The organism is Arthrobacter sp. QXT-31, from assembly GCF_001969265.1.
Classification (GTDB): Bacteria; Actinomycetota; Actinomycetes; order Actinomycetales; family Micrococcaceae; genus Arthrobacter.
This window is the reverse complement of the sequence record NZ_CP019304.1, coordinates 1,076,858-1,098,913: the sequence shown is the minus strand read 5'-3', so window position 1 is coordinate 1,098,913 and position 22,056 is coordinate 1,076,858. Positions and strand designations below refer to the sequence as shown.

At 64.1% G+C, this 22,056-nt stretch carries 14 protein-coding genes and 3 pseudogenes; 8 read left to right on the top strand and 9 right to left on the bottom strand.

Annotation, left to right across the window (positions count from 1 at the left end; all coding sequences use genetic code 11):
* Window positions 1–30 precede the first annotated feature (30 nt).
* Window positions 31–663, bottom strand: coding sequence for an ATP-binding protein (locus BWQ92_RS24685; RefSeq protein WP_442856743.1), 633 nt, complete (start codon window positions 661–663; stop codon window positions 31–33).
* A 112-nt stretch (window positions 664–775) separates the two neighbouring features.
* Between BWQ92_RS24685 and BWQ92_RS24170 the strand changes: the two genes are divergently transcribed.
* The 4 genes and pseudogenes from BWQ92_RS24170 to BWQ92_RS24680 all read left to right on the top strand — a co-directional run.
* Window positions 776–1,021: a hypothetical protein gene (locus BWQ92_RS24170; RefSeq protein WP_236783107.1), complete on the top strand. Its 246-nt coding sequence runs from the start codon at window positions 776–778 to the stop codon at window positions 1,019–1,021.
* 24 nt (window positions 1,022–1,045) lie between these two features.
* Window positions 1,046–1,210: pseudogene (locus BWQ92_RS24465) on the top strand (transposase); the annotation flags it as partial.
* Window positions 1,211–1,276: 66 nt separating this feature from the next.
* A pseudogene (locus BWQ92_RS04940) lies at window positions 1,277–2,914 on the top strand (IS1634 family transposase).
* Between the two features lie 21 nt (window positions 2,915–2,935).
* Window positions 2,936–3,331, top strand: a pseudogene (locus BWQ92_RS24680) (ISL3 family transposase); the annotation flags it as partial.
* Window positions 3,332–3,581: 250 nt separating this feature from the next.
* Here BWQ92_RS24680 and BWQ92_RS04930 read toward each other — a convergent pair.
* The 3 genes from BWQ92_RS04930 to BWQ92_RS04920 form a co-directional block, all read right to left on the bottom strand.
* Window positions 3,582–7,604: a serine protease gene (locus BWQ92_RS04930; protein WP_076798555.1), complete on the bottom strand. Its 4,023-nt coding sequence runs from the start codon at window positions 7,602–7,604 to the stop codon at window positions 3,582–3,584.
* A 4-nt stretch (window positions 7,605–7,608) separates the two neighbouring features.
* Entirely contained in the window at window positions 7,609–7,917 is a 309-nt protein-coding gene (locus BWQ92_RS04925) for a CU044_2847 family protein (protein WP_076798554.1), read from the bottom strand.
* 941 nt (window positions 7,918–8,858) lie between these two features.
* A complete protein-coding gene (locus tag BWQ92_RS04920; RefSeq protein ID WP_076798553.1) occupies window positions 8,859–9,701 on the bottom strand; it encodes a ribokinase in 843 nt (280 codons plus the stop codon).
* A gap of 142 nt (window positions 9,702–9,843) precedes the next feature.
* On the opposite strand from BWQ92_RS04920, the gene BWQ92_RS04915 reads away from it, so the two are divergent.
* Both BWQ92_RS04915 and BWQ92_RS04910 read left to right on the top strand, forming a co-directional pair.
* Window positions 9,844–11,274 carry an MFS transporter gene (locus BWQ92_RS04915; protein WP_172804248.1) on the top strand — a complete coding sequence of 477 codons (1,431 nt, stop codon included), beginning with the start codon at window positions 9,844–9,846 and terminating at the stop codon, window positions 11,272–11,274.
* Window positions 11,275–11,308: 34 nt separating this feature from the next.
* Window positions 11,309–12,307, top strand: coding sequence for a nucleoside hydrolase (locus BWQ92_RS04910; protein ID WP_076798551.1), 999 nt, complete (start codon window positions 11,309–11,311; stop codon window positions 12,305–12,307).
* A gap of 363 nt (window positions 12,308–12,670) precedes the next feature.
* On the opposite strand, the gene BWQ92_RS04905 is transcribed toward BWQ92_RS04910, so the two are convergent.
* Window positions 12,671–13,957: a GAF domain-containing protein gene (locus BWQ92_RS04905; RefSeq protein WP_076798550.1), complete on the bottom strand. Its 1,287-nt coding sequence runs from the start codon at window positions 13,955–13,957 to the stop codon at window positions 12,671–12,673.
* 171 nt (window positions 13,958–14,128) lie between these two features.
* Here BWQ92_RS04905 and BWQ92_RS04900 point away from each other — a divergent pair, with 171 nt between their 5' ends.
* Window positions 14,129–15,928 (top strand): NAD(P)/FAD-dependent oxidoreductase, encoded by a 1,800-nt coding sequence (locus tag BWQ92_RS04900; RefSeq protein ID WP_076798549.1) that lies wholly within the window; start codon window positions 14,129–14,131, stop codon window positions 15,926–15,928.
* 14 nt (window positions 15,929–15,942) lie between these two features.
* Window positions 15,943–16,998, top strand: a complete 1,056-nt coding sequence (locus tag BWQ92_RS04895; RefSeq protein ID WP_076798548.1) for a 2,3-butanediol dehydrogenase — start codon at window positions 15,943–15,945, stop codon at window positions 16,996–16,998.
* Window positions 16,999–17,151: 153 nt separating this feature from the next.
* Here the strand turns inward: BWQ92_RS04895 and BWQ92_RS04890 are convergent, their stop codons facing one another.
* The 4 genes from BWQ92_RS04890 to BWQ92_RS04875 form a co-directional block, all read right to left on the bottom strand.
* A complete protein-coding gene (locus tag BWQ92_RS04890; protein WP_076798547.1) occupies window positions 17,152–17,454 on the bottom strand; it encodes a YciI-like protein in 303 nt (100 codons plus the stop codon).
* A gap of 186 nt (window positions 17,455–17,640) precedes the next feature.
* Window positions 17,641–18,864 (bottom strand): MFS transporter, encoded by a 1,224-nt coding sequence (locus tag BWQ92_RS04885; protein ID WP_076798546.1) that lies wholly within the window; start codon window positions 18,862–18,864, stop codon window positions 17,641–17,643.
* Window positions 18,861–20,858, bottom strand: coding sequence for an aconitate hydratase (locus BWQ92_RS04880; protein ID WP_076798545.1), 1,998 nt, complete (start codon window positions 20,856–20,858; stop codon window positions 18,861–18,863). Before BWQ92_RS04880 ends, BWQ92_RS04885 begins: the two co-directional genes overlap by 4 nt.
* A gap of 97 nt (window positions 20,859–20,955) precedes the next feature.
* Window positions 20,956–22,032 (bottom strand): ABC transporter substrate-binding protein, encoded by a 1,077-nt coding sequence (locus BWQ92_RS04875; protein WP_083706216.1) that lies wholly within the window; start codon window positions 22,030–22,032, stop codon window positions 20,956–20,958.
* Window positions 22,033–22,056 lie beyond the last annotated feature (24 nt).

Below are 22,056 nucleotides of genomic sequence, written 5' to 3'. Positions count from 1 at the left end.
CCAAAAATGTCGGTGGTCACAGCTACATTATTACGACTGAGGTAGATGCGGCCGGAAAGGGCCACAAAAATGGGGGCAAAAGCGAGTGCAGACGTAGGCGTCGGATCTCCCGCCAAAGCCGCTGAACTGCAGCGACAGCAGAACTTCTTCGATTTGGCGAAGCAACATCGCGATAGCCAGCACGCAGCCTGGTCCATGGCGGGTGCCTCCGCCGACACCGCTGTCGAGCGCCGCGCCTACAAGAATGCAATAGAGAAACGCAAGGTCGCCTCTCCCGATGACCCCGTGGCACTGAGCCGAACCGGCTACGAGGCCGACTCGAAGCTCTACATCGGCCAAGTCGGCATCTTTGACGCGGAAAAATCTTCTCGTAGTCAACTGACGAGCACCGGCCGCTGCTGTGGCCAACCAGGCAAAGGTCCACGTCCAATGGGTCTCCGGCAAAGCGAACTTTCGATGCGTTCGCAAACAAAGATCATCGGCTTCGAGGACACCGTTTACCAAGCGTTGGCCGAGGCTATGGGAGAGCTCGATGACCGCAGGTACACGGGCGACGCGCTGCCCGAGCTGGGTGGCGCGAGGGCTGAGTCCGATAGCGAGATGGGGTTTGCCGGTTCCCGGCGGGCCGAGCAGGACGATGTTGGACGCTTCAGTGAGGAACACGCCGGTGGCAGGGTGGGCGATGATGTCGCGTTTGAGGGCCCTTCGCAGATGAGCGTGGTTAGGGCGGGCTGACGCCAGGGCCGGGAGTGTGTTCTGATGCCGCTGCGCCGTGGTGCGGGATGAGAGAGGTCAGGGCCTCTTTGAACTGATCAAGGCAGAAGCCGCCCCGCGGATCGCCATGGCAGGCCGGCTGACAGGAGTGGACGCGCTCGGCGTTGATGAGCACGTCTGGTCCCATACCGGCCCGCCCGGCACTGGCATGGTCACCGGGATCGTGGATCACACCCGCGACGATCAAGGTGTGGTGCACGGCAGGTTGCTGGACCTTGTTCCGCGCCGGTCCGGGAAGGCCGACTGACTCAAAGAAGGCAGAGAGGAATTCACGGCAGACATCGAAACCGCGGCGCTGGATCCGTTCCGCGGCTACGCCAACGCGATCCGCGATGAACTGCCCGAAGCCATCACAGTGCTGGACGCGTTCCACGTCGTGAAACTCCGACCTGAGTTGGCTCACGGGTCGTGGTTTCGCGGTCGCGCAACGCTCTGACCTGCGGTGATGTCGGCGGAATGGTGCTTTTTCACGCACTAAGGGGTTTTGTTTTAGTGTCACGGTGTGGCGTTCATCAGGAGGGTGCGGACGGCCTCGGGAGCGACGGCCGTGCAGATCGCCGAGTACGTCCGTGGCCGGCAGCGGATTGTGGAGCACGTCGGCTCGGCGCATACGGAGGCCGAACTCGGCATGCTGCTGCAGCGCGCCCGTGAGCTGCTGGCCAACCCTGCCCAGGGCGTCCTCGAGCTCGGTATCGAGCCCACGCCTTCGGTGAAAGGCCTGGTCGCCCCGGTCGGCGATCCGGGTCTGTTCACCGTTCCTGACGCGGCGGTATCAGCCGGTCGTGACGGTCCCGGACGTGTGGTCGGCACGGACTCCAGGATCCTGTTCGATGCGCTGGCCGGCGTGTTCACGGCGTTGGGGTTTGATGGGCTGGATGATGAGGTGTTCCGGACCTGGTGATCGCCCGGGTGGTCGAACCGACATCGCTGCTGGATGCCGGGAGAGTCCTGCGGGACCTGGGCCAATCCGCGGCCAGCTACGCGACGATGAAGCGCACCCTCGGCCGCGCGGCTGCGGGCAAGTACCGGGACCGGATCGCGACCTGGTGCTTCCAGCACGCCAGCACCAGCGGCGACATTCCCTGGTGCTCTACGACGTCACCACGCTCTACTTCGAGGCCGAGAAGGAAGACGAGCTGCGAAAGGTCGGCTATTCCAAGGAACGCTGCGTCGATCCCCAGATCGTCGTCGGCCTGCTCGTTGACCGGGCGGGTTCCCGCTGGAGATCGGCTGCTTTGAAGGCAACAAGGCCGAGACCGCGACCATGATCCCGATCATCAAGCAGTTCCAGGCCCGCCACCAGCTGGCCGACATGGTCGTCGTGGCCGATGCCGGCATGTCTCCGCGGGCAACCTGCGCGAACTGGACGAGGCGAACCTGCGGTTCATCGTCGGCTCCCGGATGACGAAGGCACCGACCGGCCTGGCCTCGCACTTCCGCTGGCACGGCGACGCGTTCACCGACGGGCACTGATCGACACATCACACCCAGAACCGGCCACACGAAGGAGAATAACCCCGACCTGCGTGCCGAACCCGTCTGGGACCCCGCCACGAATCCCGGCTCTTGGCGGGCGGTGTGGGCCTACTCCCGCAAGAGAGCGGTCCGCGACGCGACCACCCTCACGGCCCAGGAGAACCGGGCCCGCGAGGTCATCGAGGGACAGAAAGCGGCCCGGACCCCGCGCTTCGTCAAGACCGCCGGCGGCAAACGATGCCTCGACGAGGCATCACTGACACGAGCCCGGCAACTCGCCGGCCTGAAAGGCTACGTCACGAACATCCCCGCTAACGTCATGACGGCTACGGAAGTCATCGGTTCTTACCACGACCTCTGGCACGTCGAGCAGTCCTTCCGGATGAGCAAAACAGACCTCCGGGCCAGACCCATGTTCCACCGCACCCGCGACGCAATCGAGGCACACCTGACGATCGTGTTCACCGCGCTGGCCGTCTCCCGAACCATCCAGAACAGAACCGGGCTCGCGGTCGCCAACGTCATCAAGCAGCTCCGGCCCCTGCGCTCAGCGACCATCGCCATCAACGGCACCACACAACGATTCGCTCCCGACATCAGCGCAGAGCAGCAAGCCATCCTCGACGCGATTCACGGCCCAAAAAGTCACGCACTAAGGAAATGAGCCAAGTCAGGTCCGATCGGCATGGTCGATGAGGTCCGCCGCCGGGTCAAGCAGAAGACTCTGGGCCATCGCGCCCGCAAGGGCGATCCCCTCTTCGGCATCCGCAGGATGCTGCAGATCGGCGCCGGACACCTCACCGCCAAACAAGCCGCCCGGCTCGACGCCAAGCTCGCACTCGGGGACCCGGACCACGAAGTCACCCTGGCCTGGCAGTGCTACCAGAAGCTCCGCCACATCTATCACACGAGCCCTGCCAGGGGCAGAGAACCCGTCACCGAGGTGATCGCCTCATTCCCGGCCTGCCCGATCCCCGAGATCTCACGGCCGGGCCGCAACCTCAAGCAATGGAAGACAGCGATCCTTGCCTACTTCGGCACCTTCGTCGCCTCCAACGGCCCCACCGAAGCGATCAACAGCGTCATCGAAACCACCCGCAGAATCGCCCGCGGCTTCCGCAACTTCACCAACTACAGACTTGGATGCCTACTCGTCGCCGGCGGCCACCGCCCCTATCGAATCGAATCAAACAAACCAACCGCTCCTACATGTGAAGGGAAAGCAACGCTCGCTGCGCAGACCAGAATTCGTGCACATGCCAGGTTGATCAGTAGTACCGGCGGCAACCTGCACCTACACTGTGAACCCGACGCGCCGTCGTCCACATGTTTTATGTTCGAAAGGCAACGGCTCGTTCCCTATAGGTCCGGATCAAGGTTCGAAACGCTCCGACGGCCTGCGCTTCGGCGCTCTCCAACCGCGCTTCAGCAATGGCCAAGTCGATCATTCGAGTTTTTGAGCGCGAATTATAAATGTCCGACCATCCAATCGGGTTCGTGGATCGCGTATATTCTATGGCTGTTAGTAAAGCCTTCCCTGTGAGGAAAGATTGCTCCGAATTCTGCTGGCTATGTGATGACATGACACGGACACCCTCTAAGCAACTTAGTGCTCCGCGAATCAAGAGAAGACTCTTTTCTGGCCGAAGCTCAAATTCACGAATGAGATAATTTGAGTATTTAAGCAATGTATCCGGAGATGTAAAGTCGTCGGCGACTAGGATATGGCCCCAGTTGCACGATTCTTTTCGGTTGCTCTCGGCATTTTGCCTAAACGAAGCACTGAAATTTGCCGCGGCATGTAGATAACCCTTTTTATCAGCAAAAATCGAGATTAGCTCCCTCACGTAGGCGCTGAGGTTGTGGTGGCCCAGCTCCGACCGTGCACGCAGGCCAACGATTGCCGCCACTGATGATCGCCCCTCCAAGCCGTCCACGAGCCTCAGCGCGTGACGACACCTGGCACCTACCTCGGCCGGATCAACCTTGCCCTGGATCACAGAGGCTACAAGCGCCTCAGCCCAACTGATCCTCATTGTCCTCACCAGAGCAGCATCCGCAGTGAGCGTATGTTCGAGCTCCCGAAATATCCGGAACGACTCGTCGTAAAGCCACAGGCGGCGAAGGTACTGGGCCTTATGCAAGAGAATTAATGGATCGGCCAAGCATTCGGCAAGGCCACGGTCATACATGGCGATCACTGGCCCATGATTATGCTCCCCGGCATGCGCCAACAGGCGCTGATACTGCGCTTCTATTCCGCACATCGCCACCACGATATGACTGTTTGGCCCGTACGACTTTTTGAAGCCTTCCAGAACCGAAATGCGCTGGTTTCGCGCACTTGTCAACGCCGAGTGTCTTTGGGCAACCGAACGGTCGCCGCTGGCACTAGTCCTTCGGTTTGCGAGCGAGTGCAGAGACCCCTCCTTAGCCCACTGAAGAGAGAGTGCCCATACCTCGATTTGGACATCTCGGGATGACCTGGTGTTCTTCCGGCGGGCCCAGTGGCGATATCGTGCAAGTTCTCTATCTAGAAGTTTTGAATAGTGTGCTCTTCGTTCTTCATTAAAAGTATCAAAGCCTTCGACACCCCTGCCTTCTAAAGAGATAGACTTGAGGTAAGTCCACCACGCACCCGAACTTGGTGCATTTATTGAAATCCACTTCATGATCGCGGTGCTTTGGGACATGGAAGTCTCGAACGCGCCAGTTTCACCGAGCTGACCAGACAAGAGTGCGGATGCTCTCTGAACGCGGGCCAATGCGAGGAGGGGGCGGTTGTCGCCCAGTCGTGCCCGCTCCTTCGCGTCTTGCTCCAGCGGGAGCAGGAGGGCACGGGCTAAATGCAACATCGCCTCGCCGTCGGAGGCATGTTCAGCATAAATACCAGCCCGGCGAATTACTGATGAAACCTGAGCGCTCAACCCGAGAATATCCGCATCGGGCGGCGCGGTTCGTAAGGCCTTAATTAAAGCGTCGATATGACGCTTCAAGTCCTGCAGGGGCACACCTTGGGCAATTCCAGCTCGTACGAAGTCAGCCTGCAAGGAGACCGCCTCACCATAGACTTCATTTACTGCAACCAATTCCGCAAGCTCATGCAGCACTTCGTCACTGCGATCCTGAAAAGAAGCAAGTCCAACAAGAACCAGTTGGATTACTGCTCGGACCCCAATCAGACGACGATCGTAATGCTCTGTATCAGGGAGCACTGCGGACGTAAAATTCTGGATAGCCGCAACCTTTGATTCCACAGTTTTCTGCTTACCCTGGATTGCGGATGCAAATGCGGAATCTGACAAAAGCGAGAGGTACTCGATTGTCGAAACTAAGTCCGATGCCATGTTCATGACCGTTTCTCGGAGATGCTCGACGTTCCTGTCATAATCAGTTCTAGCATCAAGCTCGAGTAGAGCTTGGCGGTAGACAGCCAGTTCAGACGGCCCCTCGATCGGGACGAATTCATATTCACAAGACTCAGTCCGCATCTCATTCTGGAGGTGCCAGGCCGACGGCGCCGTGCGAGCCAGATACAGAAAGGCCGCAGAACCGGACCTAGTAGGAACCGGTCGCGAGATGCTAACCAGCGGACCATAAGGCGCAGTGACGGTCTTCTCCGCGAGCAGATTCTCTGCAGTTTCTAGGACGGCGCGTCCTGCTTCATCCCGTTCATTGGACAATAAGCCGACAACTGCTTCTAGTTGCAATTTACTTATGCTCGGCTCTTGCAGGTGAGCTGTTAGAACGTCGTAGACGGCATTCTTGAGCGCCGCCTCAGCGGACAGGAGTTTCATCAACCCCTCACTTCGGTTTGCACTTTGGTTTGCATCGAGAAGGCGCCTTGCCGATGCCGTCAACGCATGGATGCGAATGGCTTCGTCTGAGCCTGTCAGCGCGTTACAGCAGTTCATGTCCAGGATGCCGTGCGCAATAGCCGAGGCGATAGGCATCGGGCTAGTTGCCGTAAGGCTAATCAGCAGGGCTTCGAGCTGACGAAGTGTGACCATGCGAGCGGCACCGTCGATTGCTACGGCGATATCTTCCGGATTCCTACCGGCTTCCAGGGCGGCGTTGGCGGCTCGAGCGACGTAGCCTGGTTGCCTGACGGCGTCGTCCAGCACAGCGACCGCGTCGCTGGCTATCTCTAGAGGAACGTCAAATTTTTCTGCGACCAAGAGAGCCATGCTGTGAGCATCTAAAGGTCCGAGGGAAATCGGATCTTCTAACTTCATATAGCCCACGTCGACACTGCTTCCTGGCCACAGAACCACGGCGACGATCGCGTCGCCAAAGTTACCGGAGCGCAGTAGGTCCTCTAGCTCTGCCATAACAGTAGGAACTGTGAGCAAATTCTCGCCGTGGTCGAGAGCGATGACAATGGCCCGGTTCTTGAAGGCCCGCAATACTCTGTGACGAAGACCCGCGAGACCGTCAGCTCCGGCATGGGCGCGGAACAAAGACTGAGGCACAGTGATGCCAAGCTGATCTACCATCGCACGTAAGATAGCTGGGGGCGCGGCGGTATAGCCGTGAAGGTCTATATATGCGGCAGAACTACCCTGTTCAAAGGGGTAGGGAAGCGTCAAAAACTCCGCAAGGAAGCGCGTCTTGCCGGATCCTGACGGCCCCCGCAGTTCTATAAATTTTCCGGAGTCGCGAATTCCCATCAGTCGAGCGATCTCGGATTCACGACCCAAGACGGGGTTCTTAACCGCAGGCATCGTCGTTAGCTTACGGACTTTGGCTGCCTTCTCTTGCGCCGCGCCTTGAACGAGAGCGTCCCACTGTTGTTCCATCACCGCGCTGCGCTCGTTTTGCTCAACGGTAAGCAGAGCCTCAGCGATCATCGCCGATGATACTGCCAACCCACCTAAGTCCATTGACTCGTCGCGTGTTAGTCGCATCTGGCCGAGCAACCTGCCAGTGGATAACGAGACGACGGGGCCGCCGCTGTATGAAGGCTTGATTTGACCTTGGCCAAACTTCGCGACGAGGTCGCCCTTGTTGGTGTGGCCATTCCCTTCGAACACGAGCAAAGCCGATTCCCTTCGGCCGCCTGGACAGCCAATGACAACGCTTCGTTGGCCGAGCCTAGCCGGCTCCCTAGTGGGTACTAGCCAGATGTCGGAAATCTTGTCTACGCGAATTAAGACTAGGTCCCGTTCGAAGTCCTGCAAAAGAACTACCTGTGAGCACTCGATTCCTCCAGTAAACTCCAATTTCTGAGACTTCCCCAGAACATGTGCGCTCGTCGCTATGAGTGTGGGAGCGACGTAGTAGGCAGTCCCTCTACGCTCACCAATAACGGGAAATGCCACACGCCACAGTGCCTGCTCGAGTGCTGCGTGCATGCTCCTAACCCTGTGACCAAGTCATTGCGACCTCGATTCCGCTCTCTACTCGTCCGCCGCCCAAAATAGCGACGACCGCTCCGGTCTCAATCGCAAGCCCGACTTTGAGCGTTACCGTCATTTCGTCGGGGGTGAGCTCCGTGAGGCTCTCCTTTATTTCTGATGCGAGAGGCCCCAGTTTAGCCACCAACTCTCTGGCTTTTATGACGAGCTTTCCGTCGCCAACCTCCTGTTCCGGATCTGCAACCTCAGCTGTACTGAGAATAACGTCACCGTTGGCCATGGATATCTCAACGATGGGGGTTTTCGGCATTTTGACGCCCTCCGGGTCCTGTACGATTCTTGAGGCTTGCAAGCTAGTCCGACGAAGAGGATTCCCGTCGAGAATTCTCCAACGCCGCTACTTCACTAGTATTGCCGAAAAGTATTGCTGTGACATGAAAGCACGCTGCTAACGTCCAATGTTGATGCAGATGCCTGACCATGGGTTGCCCCGTCGTCGCGATCGATCGCTTCCATCCGATCCCCCTGTGAATCGAATCAGGACTGAGACCAGCAGAACTTGTCGTAGAACGTCCAGGGTCGCCGGGGCAGGTCTGTCGGCAAGCACAGGACTCGCCCATTGCTCCTCCTGGCCGCGGGTAAAGATGCTCACGCAGATGTCAGCAGCACAGCGAAAGAAGTGTTCACTAAGCGGCCGCACGGAGGATCCGCTGTCTGGGAGGTCAAGGAACAGCTCAGGGCGCTGCCGTGCATGGGCTTCTGGAGGACAGGGGACAGTGAGAACGGAACTAGAGATTCATCAGGGCGGCCACATTGCGGCAGGTGAACAGCACCGGGATGAAAGCAGCAAACGCACCACCCACGGGCTACCGCAACCTCGATAGCTAATATATTGCTTACCTTCGGAGAAATGCCGTCAGGAAGGCGGCATTTCACTCACGCCAGAAATGCACTTCCCACGAAGTCAATGGTCGGCAAATATTCTGCGTATGCGAGCAAGTGCTGCCCGTCCATTGATCCGCGGGATCAACAGCAAGATCGTTCCAAAATCGACCTTATTCCAAGTGGAAGTTGGGCGTATTCCGCCCTGAAAGGAGCATCGCTGCGGTGAGCGACGAGCCTGATGCTTCGGCCAGTCAGACCTCAGCAAGCTCCCAGGGTATTCAATGTTTTAGCTCAGCCATGTCGGGTGGTGGCGAAATACCCATCGTGGAGGCTGGCCTACTGGGCGATTCTCCGGACTCAAACATCTTAGGCAAGGTACTTCTCCAACCGCCCCAGCACCGGCTGCGATGCATCGTCGCCAACCGCGTCCGCCCCCACGGCATTAGCTGCCGCGAGCGCCCGCTGGTAAGGAAGCCCCAACCGCAGCGCCAAGACCAGGGCCGCGCAGAACGCGTCACCCGCCCCGATCGTGTTCGCCACCGTCACAGCAGCAGCAGGAGCCTTCGCCACCTTCCGGCCGTGCTCGAACATCGCCGAGCCGTTCTTTCCATACGTCACCGCAACGAGCTTCGCGTCGGCCAGCGCCGGGATCAGCTCGTACTCTGTCTCGTTGACGATCACCAGATCGCACCGCTCCAGCAGCTCGGCCGGCAGGTCCATGGCCGGGGCAGCGTTCAACACGAAAAATCCGGAAGACTTCCGCGCCGCCTCCAACACCACGTCCAGCCCGACCTCGAGCTGGCACAGCACCGACTCATCCGGCCCGAACGAAACGCCCTCCAGCGAAAACCCCGAGTTCGCACCGGGGCACACGACGATCTGGTTCTCACCGTCACGGTCCACCACGATCAGCGCGGTGCCCGTCGCGTCGCCGTCGAGCACTGCCACGTCCGCGGTGTCCACGCCGGCGGACGACAGCGCCTCCAGCATCAGCCGGCCCTGCGCGTCGTTACCCACCGCGCCGATCATCCGAGAAGAGCCGCCGAGCCGTGCTGCGGCCACGGCCTGGTTCGCTCCTTTACCGCCGGGCTGCTGGCTCAGGACGCCCCCGCCGATGGTCTCCCCGGCGGTGGGGAGCCTGTCGGTGGTGGCGATCATGTCCAGGTTGATGCTGCCGACGACGGTGACGGCGGGAAGCTGAGTGCCCATGAGGAAGTCCTATCAGGTCGAGCCAAGATCGGCTGAATTAGGAAATAGTGTACGGCATGGTTGTACTTGTTCGTCATACATGGTTGTATAACAACTGATTTCCCAACGGCAGGACCTCCTGCAGAGAACAATGGAGTTTGATGTGAACACCCCAGCCAACGCGACCGCATCGCCGCCCGCCGCCGTCGAAAGCGAAACCGACGTGACTAAACTTGCCGGCCGCCCGGCCGCCCTGCTGATCACCACCCTGCTGCTCGGCGTGCTGTCCTTCCAGCTCAACGCCAGCATGGTCACCCCGGCGCTGCCGCAGATCGCCGCCAGCTTCGGCCACGCCGCCGACGCCGCAGCCCCCGTGCAGTCCATGTTCTTCCTCGCCGGCGCCATCGCCGGCCCCGTGATCGGCAGGTGGAGCGACTTCATCGGCCGCCGCACGGCCCTCCTGCTGGTCCTGGCCATCATGGGCGCCGGCACCATCCTCTGCATCGCGGCGCCCACGCTGCCGCTGCTGGTCGCTGGCCGCTTCCTGCAGGGCGTCTCCAGCGCGGTCTTCGCGCTGTCCTACATCGTGCTCAGCGAGAACCTGCAGCCGCGCGTCTTCGGCACCTCGGTGGGCATCATCGCCGCCGTCAACGGCGGCGTCGGGGGAGTGGACGGCTACGTCGGCGGGCTGATGTCCGAGACCCTCGGCTTCCGGTCCATCTTCGTCGTCGTCCTGGTGCTCACCGCCATCGCCGCCGGCTGCATCCTCAAGACCGTCCCGAAGGGGCGGCCGCAGCACGTCCGCGGCGCCATGGACTGGTGGGGCGCGGGCTCGCTCTCGGTGTTCCTGGTATTCATCACGTACTTTGTCTCCGGCGGATCGGCCGCGGGCTGGACCGCTCCCGGCACCCTGGCCCTGCTGGCCGGCACCATCGTGTCCTTCGCCGCCTTCTGGATGATCGAGAAGCGCCGCAGCCACCCGCTCATCGCCGTCCACCACCTGCGCTCCCGCCAGGTGTGGCCCGTCATCGCCTCCACGGTCCTGACCCTCGCCGGCATCTTCGCCGTCATGAACTTCACGGTGGTGCTGCTCAGCCAGGACAAGGGCTCCGGCTTCGGTCTCAGCCCGTCGCTGTCCGCCCTGCTGTTCCTCACCCCGGCCGCGCTCATCGGCGTCTTCGCCGCGCCGCTGGCCGGCTGGCTCGCCGGCCGACGCGGCTGGATCAAGGTCCTCCGCACCGGCACCGCGATGAGCCTGGCCTGCGCCGCCGCTGCCGCCGCGTTCTCGAGCAACCAGATCGCGGTGATTATCGCCGTCGCCGCCCTCGGCATCTTCTACAACGGCCTCTTCCTCACCGCCATCAACGGACTCTCAGTCCTGCTCTCGCCCAAGGAAGCACCCGCCTCCCTGCCCAGCATCAACGGTGCCTCCTTCGGCATCGGGGCGAGCCTCGGCGTCGTGGTTGTTGCCCCGTTCGCCGCGCAGGCGACCGCCGGCGGGTACGCCACCGCCCTCTGGATCTCGGTGGGCATCACCGCCGCCGCGTTCATCGTCAGCCTCTTTGTCCCCGCCCCCAAGGGCGAAACCCACTAGACCTTCCGCACCGACCGAAAGAAGAACCACTCCCATGACCAGTTTCCCGTTCTACCTCGACTGCGACACCGGCATTGATGACGCCCTCGCCCTGGCCTACCTGCTCGCCTCCCCGCAGGCCGACGTGCGGGGCATCGGCGCCGTCAGCGGCAACGTCAGTGCCGCCGTCGGCGCCCGCAACACCCTGGACCTGCTAGAGCTCGCCGGGCACGCGCACATCCCCGTCGCCCTCGGCGCGCACGACCCCCTTGCCGGTTCCTTCGGCGGGGGAGCGCCGTGGGTGCACGGCGCCAACGGCATCGGCGAGGTTGAGCTTTCGACGGCGGCTGCCGAACTGGCGCCGGAGACCGCGGCCGAGATGCTGGTGCGGCTGGCGCACGAGCACCCCGGCACGCTGCGGGTCCTGGCCATCGGCCCGCTCACCAACATCGCCGAGGCGCTGCGGCTGGAGCCGTCCCTGCCGCAGCTGGTTGCGGAGATCACGATCATGGGCGGTGCGGCCCTGGCCCCGGGGAACCTCACGCCCGTGGCGGAGGCGAACATCGCCAACGACCCCGAGGCTGCCGCCCTGGTGCTGTCCGCCGGCTGGAACGTGACCCTGGTGCCGCTGGACGTGACCATGACCAACGTGCTGGAGGAGAACCACCGGCAGGAGCTGCTTGCATCGTCCGGTGCCGTGCCGCGGGCGCTGGGGGAGATGCTCGGCTACTACTTCCGGTTCTACGAGGGCCTGTTCGGGCGCGCCTGCTCCGCGATGCACGATCCGCTTGCCGCGGCGCTCGCGGTTGGTTCAGTTAGGGCTGCCGTTGCACCGATGGTGCATGTCGACGTCGACACCACGTCCGGACCCGGCCGCGGGCAGACCGTCTGTGACATGCGAGGGCTGTACATGGACTTCCCGGAGCAGCCCGGCGCCCGCTGCCGGGTGGTGCTGTCGCTGGAGGACGACTTCGCGCCGCATTTGGTGGAGACGCTGCTGGGGCACTTCGAAAATGCTCCCCTGCCAGCGAAATGGGATGCAGCCATCGCGTAGCCTTCTGTGGGCTCGCTTTCAGGCGTCGGCGTTTAGCGCTTTCGTGGAACGTTAGTGCGGACGTCGGCTGCTTGGGGTTCGTCCAGTAGCCACCGCTGGTACTTCGGATGGTCCGGGTATTTTTTTTCGGAGATATTCACGAACGATCAGTCCCGGGCGCTGCTCATCGGTGTAGCCCAACTCGCGAGCCAGTTCCGCGGGTGTGTAAGTAGCCATGGCTCAGTGTATGCGTGACCGGTAAGGACGAACGGGATGCATTTACGACCAACGGTCCGCCTTCCGGTCCCGTGCCCCGCCGGACGCCTGGTTTCGACGAACGCGGTCACGGGGCTCCTGCCAGGCTAATTACGGCGTTCTGCCAGCTCAGCCACAGAGCGCAGAGGAAGCGCGGAACGCCGAATACCGGGGATCATCGCGGCCCACCAGCTGTCCCAGCGCTTTCACACCCTCCGCGTCCGTGCACCCCATATCCGTGGACAACCATCGGACCAGGAGGTTGGCATCCGCACTGGACCGCACCGCCGAACCAACCGCCAGGTCCAGCTGGTCGCGCAGCAGCTGCACCGCCAGAGCCCCAGACCGGCTAAGCAGGGGAGCGGAGTACGCATCCAGCGCTTCCGCTACTAGCCCCTCCCGCAGCAGCCGCAGCACACGCCCCGAGTCGGAACAGCCGGCCAAGCCTGCAGCCAGCCGGTACGGGTTCGACTCCACGGCAGCGCCCAGCAGCGACCGCACCCGGAACATCTCGGTCCGGATGGCCTGCGGTGTGCCCGCATCCCCGTGCAGCTCATACGCCAATTCGTCGGCGCTCCATCCCTGCGACCGTGAGTCCAACAGCGCCAGGATCTCCGCCCGGCGCAGCGTCAACGGTACCCGGCTGCCGTCGGCAAACACCGCGGCAGGCCGGTCCCCAAGCAGCTCCAGCGAAGAAACAGCGGCAACACCCCGCCGCGCATCCTGCCGGGACGCACGCACGGAAGACGACGCACCCAAGGAGGCGCCGCCGTCGGACGTGCCCAGCAGCGTCTCCGCCACCCGGACCGCGCACCGCACCATCCGCAGCGTGTCCGCGCTGATGGTATCCAGGGGGCCGGAGACGTCCAGCACGCCCAGCAGCGCACCCGTCAAAGGGTCCGTGATGGGCGCCGCGGTGCAGGTCCAGTCGTGGTGGGTGCGGACCAGGTGCTCGGCGGAGAACAGCTGCACCGGGCCGCCGGTGACCAGCGCCTCGCTGATGGCGTTGGTGCCGATCCCCGCCTCGGACCAGTCCGCACCTTCGGAGAACTCCAGCCGGTCCGCCCGCTGCAGCGCCTCCCGGCTGCCCACCCGCCACAGGATCTCGCCGCTCGCGTCGGTGAGCACCAGCAGGTGCCGGCCGGAACTGGAATCGTCCGCCAGCAGGTCCTGCAGCGCCGGCATCACCCGCTGCAGCCGGTGCTCCCGCCGCAGCTGCAGCACCTCGGACGGATCGTGCACGTGGCGCGGGCTGTGCTGGTCCGGGCTGATGCCCAGCGCCATGGACCGGCGCCACGACTCAGCCAGCGGCACGGGGATCTCCGGGCGCGGGACACCGGAGATGACCAGCTCGTGCGCCCGACGCAGGGCGCGCGCGTACTTCGCCGGGTCCGAGAACCTCAGGCCGTAGTCCACCGTCTCCTCCTCACCGCCGGCGTCCTTGCCGGCAGTGCCCGTGTAACGCGGTTGTTACCCCCGCCGCGTTCCAATAGTGATGCAGCTCACGCCCGCACCAGCATACCGCAGGGACACCGGCGGGACGGGGCAGCCCGGACCACCCGAGGGACCGCACACAAAGGAGTGGAGATGACCGAAACACCCACCGCCGCCGCGCAGGCCTGGCTGGCCAGCCTGGACGGCGCGCTGCAGCGCCGCGACGTGGACGCCGCGCTGGACCTCTTCGAGGACGAAAGCTACTGGCGCGACTTCGTGGCGTTCACCTGGAACCTGAAAACACTGGAAGGCAAGGCGGACATCGGCCGCATGCTCGAGGCCACGCTGGACCACGTCCGGCCGGCAAGCTGGGCGCTCGCGGAGGACGCCACCGGTAGCGCCGCCGCCGACGGGACCGTAGAAGCCTGGATCACGTTCGAAACCGGCGCCGCCCGCGGCTACGGCCACCTCCGGCTGCGAAACGGCAGGTGCTGGACACTGCTCACCACCATGCAGGAGCTGAAGGGCTTCGAGGAGAAGAAGGGCCCGCGCCGGGAACAGGGCGTAGCGCACGAAATCATCCGCGGCCGCCGCTCCTGGAAGGAACTCAAGGAGGAACAGGAAGCGCGGCTCGGCTACGAGGAGCAGCCCTACTGCGTGGTCATCGGCGGCGGGCAGGGCGGCATCGGCCTCGCCGCCCGGCTGAAGCGGCTGGGCGTGCCCACCATCGTGATCGAGAAGAACCAGAACCCGGGCGACTCCTGGCGGAACCGCTACAAGTCCCTGCACCTGCACGACCCCGTCTGGTACGACCACCTGCCTTACCTCAAGTTCCCGGACGACTGGCCCGTCTTCGCCGCCAAGGACAAGATCGGCGACTGGCTGGAGCACTACACCCGGATCATGGAGCTGAACTACTGGGCCGGCACCGAGTGCGTGGGCGCAGAGTACGACGACGGCACGCAGGAATGGGCGGTCAGCGTCCTCCGCAACGGCGAACCGGTGACGCTCCGGCCCAGGCAGCTGGTCTTCGCCCTGGGTGTCTCCGGCTACCCGAACATCCCCGCGTTCGACGGTGCCGAGAGCTTCCTGGGGGAGCAGCGGCACTCCTCCCAGCACCCCGGCGGCGGGGACTGGACCGGGAAGAAGGCGGTGGTGATCGGCTCCAACAACTCCGCGCATGACATCTGCGCGGACCTGTGGGAGCACGGCGCCGACGTCACCATGGTACAGCGCTCCTCCACCCACATTGCCCGCAGCGAATCGCTGATGGACCTGGCACTGGGTGACCTGTACTCGGAGAAGGCGCTCGCCAACGGCGTCACCACGGAGAAGGCGGACCTGCTGTTCGCGTCCCTTCCGTACCGGATCCTGCCGGAGGCGCAGGTGCCCGTGTACCAGGAGATGGCCCGGCGGGACGCCGAGTTCTACTCGCAGCTGGAGGCCGCCGGGTTTGACCTGGACTTCGGCGTGGACGGTTCCGGCCTGTTCCTGAAGTACCTGCGGCGCGGTTCCGGCTACTACATCGACGTCGGCGCCTCCCAGCTGATCATCGACGGGCGGGTGAAGCTGAAGTCCGGGCAGGTTTCCAAGATCACCGGCAACGCGGTGGTGATGGACGACGGCACCGAGCTGGAGGCCGACCTCATTGTCTACGCCACCGGCTACGGATCCATGAACGGCTGGCTGGCGGACCTGGTCTCTCCCGAAATCGCGGACAAAGTAGGAAAATGCTGGGGATACGGTTCAGACACGCCAAAAGACCCTGGCCCCTGGGAGGGGGAGCTGCGCAACATGTGGAAACCAACCAACGTTCCCAACCTCTGGATCCACGGCGGCAACCTGCACCAGAGCCGGCATTATTCCTCTTACCTGGCACTGCAGCTCAAGGCCCGGATGGAAGGGCTGGAGACTCCGGTGTACGAACTCCAGCCCAGCCACCACACCCGCTGAAGGAAGAACCCATCATGAAGGCAGCACGATTCCACGCCCGCAAGGACATCCGCATCGAGGACATCCCGGAGCCGGAACTCCGCGCAGGGGCGGTGAAGATCGACGTCGCGTGGTGCGGGATCTGCGGCACGGACCTGCACGAATACCTGGAAGGGCCCATCTTCTGTCCTCCTCCCGGCCAGCCGCACCCGCTCTCCCACGAGGAATCCCCGGTGACCCTGGGGCACGAATTCTCCGGCACTGTCTCGGAAATCGGCGAAGGGGTGACGGGCCTGGCGAAAGGGGACAACGTCGTCGTCGAACCCTATTTTGTGGACGGCGACTGCGACATGTGCCAGGCCGGCAGCTACCACCTGTGCCGGCAGATGGGCTTCATCGGGCTGTCCGGCGGCGGGGGAGGGCTGAGCGAGAAGATCGTGGTGGACCAGCGGTGGGTGCACCCCATCGGGGACATTCCGCTGGATGAGGCGGCGCTGATCGAGCCGCTGTCCGTGGCGCACCACGCCGTGGCGCGCAGCGGCGTGAAGGCGGGCGACACAGCGCTGGTGGGCGGGTCCGGGCCCATCGGGCTGCTCACCGCCGCCGTCCTGAAGGGCATGGGGGTGACCACGATCATCAGCGAACTCACCCAGGCGCGCAAGGAAAAAGCCACCTCCAGCGGCGTGGCGGACCACGTCCTGGACCCGAGCAAGGAGGACGTCCCGGCGCGGGTGCGCGAGCTGACCGGCGGGACGGGGGCCGACGTCGCGTTCGAATGCGCCGGCGTGAACGCGGTGCTGGACACCATGCTCGACTCCGTCCGGCCAGGCGCCGTTGTGGTCAACGTGTCCATCTGGGGCGCGCCCGCCACGGTGGACATGCAGAAGCTGGTGCTCAAGGAGATCGACCTGCGCGGCACCATCGCCTACGTCCGGGACCACCCCGCCGTGATCAAGATGGTGCAGGAGGGCAAGGTGGACCTCAAACCCTTCATCACCGGCCGGATCGCGCTGGAGGACCTGGTGGAGCAGGGCTTCGACACCCTGATCAACCACAAGGACACGGCGGTGAAGGTGCTGGTGCACCCGTAGGGGCTGTGGGCGGCCGCGCGTCAGGGGAGCGGCTGCCGTTCGCCCACGCTGACGGAGGACGACGGCGGCAGGTACTCCCGCCGTCGTCGCTCCATCCGTTGCTGCTGGCTAGTGGCCTCGGTCCTGCTTGCGGTGAGATGCGATAGATAGGGCTTACGGGCGGACGGGTGTGGCCGCCTCTTTTCCCACCACCGTTGTCCACGGGCGGGCGGTCCACGACGTCACCACGCCGGCGGTGACGTAAGGATCAGCGGCTGCAAAAGTCCTTGCAGCCTCGAGCGCGTTCTCGCCCGTGAAGATCAGCAGCCCAGTAAAGGGTCCCTCCCCAACGGCCCCACCCAGCAGAAGGTCGCCCCGTTCCACTGCTTCCCACGCCGCCCTGAGGTGATCTGAGCGATATTTTTCGCGGGTCTGAAGGTAGTTGTCCTCATAGGTGTATTCGAGCACGGCGTGCATGGGTGTCCGTCCATTTCGTTCAGGGGTTTTCACTCGTTGTAGAAGTAGCGTACCCACCGGGACTCAATCCCGTTCCGCGGCCACAGGGCGGCGGGCCGGAAGGCATGATGACCAGTGTCTCAAGACGCATTCTTGCCTCCTGGCAGCGCAGTGCGGCCCTGGCCTGAACTGTCCGAAGGCTTCGGATTATGCCGGGGCGGGCCCGCCGCGCAACCCCTTCTCCAGACGGAACGCGATGAGCGAGGCCCCTGCCCCGGTTGCTGCCACCGCAGCTGCAAGCGTCCACCCAACGGCCGGACCGAACTGGGAAAACACGATCCCGAACAGCAACGGCCCCAGCGTTCCGCCGATGTAGGTGCCGCTCTGCGTGATCCCGGTGGCCTGGAGGGTGAACGGATGCGCCGTGCGGGAGACCACGTAATGGGCCAGGCCGTTCCAGCCCCAGCCCAACCCGAACGCGACGACGGCGCCGGCTCCGTAGGCGATCGGGAAGCCGGACGCCATGCCGAGCAGCCCCAGGCTTCCGGCCCCCATCATCAGGGCCACGGTGGCCATCGAGCCGCCGATTCCCCGATCGGCAGCGATACCCACCAGCGGCCGCGCCAGAATCCCGGCCACGCTGGCAGCGCCCAGCAACAGGCCCGCGCCGGCGGCATCGAATCCCGCCTGCACAGCCATGGTCACGGTGAAAGCACCCACCACATTGGCCTGCCCGGCTCCTAGCGCGCTGGCTGCCGCTGTCGCAAAAAGGAAGGGTTTCAGCCTCCGGGGAAGAGGCTCACGGGCAGCTTTGCCGGAGCGCCGGGGGACGCTGCTGTCACGGGGGAGGGTGCGAAGGAGGACCGGGATCAAGGACGCCGCCAACAGTGCTGCCAGCGCAAAGGTCCAGCTCCACCCCACGGTGAGGGCGAAAACCGGGACCGACAGGCCGGCGGTGAGCGTCGCCGTCGGAATGGCTGCCTGCTTGAGGCCAAACGAGAAGGCGCGGTTGCGGACCGCCACCTGATCCACGATCAGGCCGTTGGACAGCGGGTGGATAAGGGCGTTTGCTGCACCGGCGAAACCGAGCCAGACGATGAGCCATGCCCAGTGCGGAGTGACAAACGCGATGCCGGCCAGCGCAACGAACCCCAGCCCGACGGCCAGCGGAACCCCGCGTCGAAGCCCGAGTCCGCTCGCCACATACCCTGCCGGGGCGGACAGCAGTGCTGACACAGCCCAGAAGGTGGCCACCGCGACACCGAGTGCCGACGCCGTCATGCCCAGGTCCTGCTCGAGCTGGACAGCCAGGCCGCCGACGAGGAAGACCGGCAGCACCGCCACCACAGTTGTCAGTGCAGCGATGGCCGTGGCGCGCTGTCCAGGCCGACGTGCTGGTTTTCGGCCCGATTCGACGGCGGCCTGCTTCACCGTGCGGACCGGCTCTGCGAAACGCCTGCCGCGTCGTCCTGGACAACGGCGTCACTGGCCAGCAGGGAGCGCCCGCCGGTCCGCACCTGGGCCAGCAGGCCTCCGGCAGTGAGGACAGCGCGTTCGGCCGGCGAGAAGTCGAGCCTGAGCGTCAGCTCCGCGTCCCCGTCCACGCGGGCGGTAACGGAGCGGTGACCACTGGCCAGGGCATCAGCAAGCCCTTCGATCGCCCAGCGCTGCCCGGTTGAGCTTTGCGCGTCAGAGGGAAGGATCAGCGGCACAATGCCGGCCGCTATGAGGTTGCGGCGGTGGATCCGGGCATAGCTCCGGGCCGCCACCACCCGCACCCCCAGGTACAACGGGATGAGGGCGGCATGTTCCCGCGATGAACCCTGCCCGTAGTTTTCCCCGCCGACAATAATTCCGCCGCCCCATTCCAAGGCCCGGTCGTGGAATCCAGGATCCAGGCGGCGGAACATGAAGCGCGCGCACACGGCGATGTTGGACCACACGGACATGGCGATGGCGCCGTCGGGAGCCATATCGCCGGTGGAGATGTCATCGCCGACGACGATGAGCACCCGGGCGTCGAGGTCCGGCGCGAGCGGTTCCGGCTGTGGCGGCGGGACCAGGTTGCTGCCGCGCTCGATCTCGATGGTGCGCCGGCTCTCCAAGGGCAGGACGCCGGCAATGTGCAGATCGTGGATCTCCGGGTTGGGTGGCGTTGCGGGGCGGAGTTGGCCGCGGCTGACAGTGGAGGCGTCGACTATCGCACCGTGCAGTGCGCTCGCGGCAGCGGTCGACGGCGAACACAGATACACGCAGTCCTCAGCTGTGCCGCTCCGGCCCGGGAAATTACGGTTGAAGGTCCGCAGCGACGGCGCGCCCTCCGTTGGCGCCTGCCCGATGCCCACGCACGGGCCGCACACGGGCTCTAGCATCCGCGCCCCGGCTCCCATGAGGTCTTCATATACCCCGGACGCGATGATCGTCTGGAGGATCTGCCGCGATCCGGGGGTGACAGTGAGCTGTACGGACGGATGGACCGTGTGTCCCTTGAGGATGGCCGCCACAGTGGCGAGATCCTCGTACGAACTGTTTACAGAGGAACCGACGCAGACCTGAACCACCTCGGTGCGCGGCAGTTCGGACACGGGACGGACGTTGCCTGGTGAGTGCGGCAGCGCCACGAGCGGAACGAGGCCTGAAAGATCAAGCTGCTCCCCGTCGTCGTACGCGGCTCCTTCGTCTGCCGCCAGGGGAACAAACTGGTCCTCGCGGCGCTGGGCCCGGAGCCACGCGCGGGTCTGGCCATCGGAGGGAAAGATGGCTGTGGCAGCGCCTGTTTCGATGATCATGTTGCAGATGGTGGCCCGCGCCGAGACGGACAGGGACGCTACACCCTCGCCGTAGAACTCGAACACCTTCCCGCGGCCGCCCCGCACGCCGTGGCGGCGCAGCAGCTCCAGTACCACGTCCTTCGCTTCGGCGCTGGGCCCGAGCGTGCCCGTCAGTTCCACGCCCACGACGGCGGGGCACACAAAGTCGAAACCGTAGCCCGCCATGGCCACCGCCACCTCCAGCCCGCCGGCGCCGAGGGCGAACATGCCGAGGGCGCCCGCCGTTGAGGTGTGGGAGTCCGCGCCCACGAGGACCTGGCCCGGCCGGGAGAAGTGCTCAAGGTGAATGTAGTGGGAGATGCCGTGCCCGGCGGGGGAGTAGCGCAGCCCATAGCGGGCGGAGAACGTCCGGAGGTAGCGGTGGTCCTGCATGTTCTTGTCATCGATCTGCAGGACGTTGTGATCGACGTACATGACCGCCAGCGGCACCGCGATGGAATCCACGCCGAGCATTTCGAACTGCATGGCGGTCATGGTTCCGGTCGCGTCCTCGATGAGGATCTGGTCGACGGCGATGGTGATGTCGGCACCGGGAGTCAGCTCGCCGGATGCGAGATGGCTGGCCAGGATTTTGTGGGTCAGTGTCTCGGGCACTGGGAGCTCTCCTCGCAGGAATGCGGTGGCGGCCGCAGGAACGCAGTACCGGCCGCAGGCACGCCACCCGGTGCGGATGGCGTGCCTGCGGCTGGTGCTACTTCACGAATTCGTTCGTGTAGGTGTCCTCCAGCTTGATGTCCTTGTCCCCGACCTCCGGGTTGGCCACCCGCTGTGTCTTCAGGACCGCCTGGGCGCCGTCCTCGGTAAAGGATCCGTCCTTGCTGAGCGTCTTCTTCAGGTCCTCAATGACTTTGGCGTAGAGCTCCTTGTCCCCGCCAGCGAACTTCTCAGGCATTTTCGCGGCAATCTCCTCGCCGGAATGGCCGTCGATGAATTCGAGGGTGCGCTTGATCGCCTTGGCGAGCTTGCCCGCGGTTTCCTTGTTCTGGTCCAGCCATTCGGTCTTGGCGTAGAGGGAGGAGGACGGCCATGAGCCGGTGTCGAATACTTCCTTCAGCCCCTCCACGGTCCGGACGTCTTCCAGCAGCACCGGATCGTGGCCTATCCGCTTTGCGAGTACGGAGACGTCAGGTTCGAGCATCACCGCCGCATCCACCTGGTTCTGCTCCACGGCGGCAACGGCAGAGGACCCGGCGCCGATGGCTGATACGGCGGCATCTGTCTGCTGCATGCCGTTCTTGGCCAGCAGGAACTTAACGAACATGTCAGTGGAGGACCCCGGTGAGGTCACGCCGACGTTCTTGCCCTTGAGATCCGCAATGGACTTGATCTTGCCCTCATTCTTCGGCGCCACGAGGAGGGCAAGTCCCGACGACTGGCCCATGTCAACGAACGCCTTGATGGGCTGGTTCTTGGCCTGCATCTGGATGGTGTGCTCGTAGTATCCGCTGGTGACATTTGTGCTGCCGCCCACCATCGCGGTGAGCGCTTTCGAGCCGCCCTGCAGGTCCTGGAGTTCGACGTTCAGGCCCTCATCCTTGTAGTAGCCCAGCTGCTGGGCCAGCGTGGTGGGAAGGTAGGTCAGGAGAGTCTGGCCGCCGACGCCGATGATCACCTTGGTGCCTTCCCCGCCGGCAGCGCCGGTCCCGCCCTGGCCCGGAGGTGCAGCCGCAGGGGCGCCGCAGGCCGAGAGGGCCAGGGCAGCGGAGGCAAGCAGGGTCAGCGGGCGGAAGAGCTTCCGGCGCCGGTGCCGGGTTTGGTTCTGTGTCATGGGGTTCCCTTTCAGGCGGTGATG

Excerpts from the sequence above, each read along its gene's own strand:
- BWQ92_RS04900 (WP_076798549.1), top strand. The coding sequence starts at position 14,129 with ATGACCGAAACACCCACCGCCGCCGCGCAGGCCTGGCTGGCCAGCCTG.
- BWQ92_RS04920 (WP_076798553.1), bottom strand. The coding sequence starts at position 9,701 with ATGGGCACTCAGCTTCCCGCCGTCACCGTCGTCGGCAGCATCAACCTG.
- BWQ92_RS04925 (WP_076798554.1), bottom strand. The coding sequence starts at position 7,917 with ATGCCGAAAACCCCCATCGTTGAGATATCCATGGCCAACGGTGACGTT.
- BWQ92_RS04890 (WP_076798547.1), bottom strand. The coding sequence starts at position 17,454 with ATGCACGCCGTGCTCGAATACACCTATGAGGACAACTACCTTCAGACC.
- BWQ92_RS04930 (WP_076798555.1), bottom strand. The coding sequence starts at position 7,604 with ATGCACGCAGCACTCGAGCAGGCACTGTGGCGTGTGGCATTTCCCGTT.
- BWQ92_RS04875 (WP_083706216.1), bottom strand. The coding sequence starts at position 22,032 with ATGACACAGAACCAAACCCGGCACCGGCGCCGGAAGCTCTTCCGCCCG.
- BWQ92_RS04910 (WP_076798551.1), top strand. The coding sequence starts at position 11,309 with ATGACCAGTTTCCCGTTCTACCTCGACTGCGACACCGGCATTGATGAC.
- BWQ92_RS04895 (WP_076798548.1), top strand. The coding sequence starts at position 15,943 with ATGAAGGCAGCACGATTCCACGCCCGCAAGGACATCCGCATCGAGGAC.